1 protein-coding gene and 2 pseudogenes are annotated in these 2014 nt (G+C 50.3%); 1 reads left to right on the top strand and 2 read right to left on the bottom strand.

Going from position 1 to position 2014, the window contains the following annotated elements:
- Both BG74_RS15115 and BG74_RS20050 read right to left on the bottom strand, forming a co-directional pair.
- The coding region (locus BG74_RS15115) for an AMIN domain-containing protein (RefSeq protein WP_244267020.1) at positions 1-415 on the bottom strand (415 nt) is incomplete at its 3' end.
- Between the two features lie 299 nt (positions 416-714).
- A pseudogene (locus BG74_RS20050) lies at positions 715-874 on the bottom strand (amino-acid N-acetyltransferase); the annotation flags it as partial.
- Between BG74_RS20050 and argA the strand changes: the two are divergent.
- Positions 831-1985: pseudogene (argA, locus tag BG74_RS00010) on the top strand (amino-acid N-acetyltransferase); the annotation flags it as partial. The pseudogenes BG74_RS20050 and argA sit on opposite strands and share 44 nt — an antisense overlap.
- Positions 1986-2014: the final 29 nt, after the last annotated feature.

The following is a 2014-nucleotide window of genomic DNA, read 5'->3' as shown; positions in this document are numbered from 1 at the left end:
CCAGCCTGTGGCGGAAACTGTAGGCTGGCGCGAGCGTCAGAAAACGCGGCGCCACTTTCTGTTTCAGCTCCAGCACCAGCCGCACGGTTTGGACGTCGAACTGGCTGACACGCACCTGGGCGATATAGGGGTCTTCCGGCCGCACTTTCCCGCTGAGCTGGCTGAGCATCGAATTGAGCCGTAGACCTTCGATATCCAGCACCAGTCTCTCCGGGCTGCTCAGGGTAAAGGTGCGGTATTTTAGGGTGACATTCGATTCCAGCGTCACGCGGGTATAACTGAAGGCGGGCCAGATGCGCACTGCTACAATGGTTGGGGCGGCGGTGAAGCCAACCCAGCTGACACTTAATAACCAGGTGGCGGCCACGCCCTGTAACAACCGTCGGCGCGCGTTGTTATGTTCTGAATATGGCATAACGCCCCGGTAATAGAATATGCATTCTATAAAAAACTAATCTTTTATCGTTAACGGCGGAAACTTTAACCAAACCGTCGGCCGCTGTCATCCTGAAAAGGCTATACATGGGAGATACAGAGCGGACTTTGCGCATCTTTACAAAGTGGCTACTTTAAATCGTGACTTACCAAATCGAGATTAAAAGAATAAAAAATACATAAAATAAGAATAATAATTCTTATAAGGTAAGTTGTGGAAGGAACGCAGTATAGAATTGGTTCAGAGTTTTAACCATACTATGTCAATAGATGACGTACCGCCAGATTGGTATCGGTTTGCGACTGGGCTACCGTACAACAGCAACAGGCGGATACCCAGGCTTATGCAACAGGCCTATGTGGCGAAATATTCATGCGCGATGGTTTCTTCGCCGCCTAGAATAACGACAAAGGTTTTGCCACGGTGTATATTGCCAATTTACCAAAATCATACCCGCGTCACCGACGCGCTACCCTCGAACGGGTGAAGCAGGCCGTCGGTCAGCTTCAGCTAGATATCACTGCCCTACTGTCGATGAGTTTGAATAATATGCTGCTGTAGAGTCCTGCGCATCAATGTGGTAAGCGGCAATTTTATCATTGCCCAGTCCTTGGGCGTGGATGATGGAGTAGGCTACTGCCACAGAGGGCGCATCCGTCGTATCGGTGATTAGGCCATTCACCTCCAGTTGGACTGTGGCGCCATTGTCCTCCTCGGCCTGGTCGCAGTCTCGATCACCAGCGAAAGTTTTAATCTCACCTCCGAAGAGATGGCAACGAAGCTGGCTGTTATCAAGCTGAAAGCGGAAAATATTATCGGCTTATGCTCGTCTCAGGTATAATTAGCGAAGAAGACGATATTATTTCCGAACTGTTCCCTAATGACGCCAGGAGTCACATCGCGCAGATGGAGGCGCGCAGTGATTACCATTCCGGCAATGTGCGCTCTGTGCGGGGCGGTAAAAGCCTGCCGCCGCAGCGTGCTGCGACACTGCCATTCTATCAGCTATTAAAAAGATGGCGCTCTGGTACAAGAGCTCTTTTCTCGCGACCGGTATCGGCACGCAAATTGTGATGGAAAGCGCCGAGCAGGTTGCCGGTGGGCTACCATCAATGATATCGGCTGTATTCTGGAGCTTATTCGTTCTCTAGAGTAAAAGGGATCCTAGTACGCTGCTCCAACGAGAGAGTTGGAGATGGAAATCGATAAATTTACTGTTCTCAAACGAGAGAATATGTCTATCGCCTACATGACACTTTATCCCTTTCCTAATGAGCAGATAGGCGAAATAGCTTGCGTGGTGGCGCATCCTGATTATCGCAGTTCATCGCTTGGCGAGATGCTGTTGACGCGCATCGCGCAGCAGGAGCGTCGAATGGGGCTGAAGAAACTGTTTTTGTTCACTACCCGTAGTATTCACTGGTTTCAAGAACACAGCTCCACCCCAGAGGAAGTGAATATACTGCCGAACTAGAAAAAGGCGCTATAATACTACCACCGCCGATCTAAAATTCTGGTGGCCGACTTTGAGACGCAGGACGGCCATTGAGCCTAATACAGTGCAGTGGGACCGGCTGG

Origin of the sequence: Sodalis-like endosymbiont of Proechinophthirus fluctus (assembly GCF_001602625.1) — a bacterium.
Classification (GTDB): Bacteria; Pseudomonadota; Gammaproteobacteria; order Enterobacterales; family Enterobacteriaceae.
The sequence above is the reverse complement of the archived record's forward strand: the minus strand, read 5'-3'. Positions and strand labels throughout refer to the sequence as shown.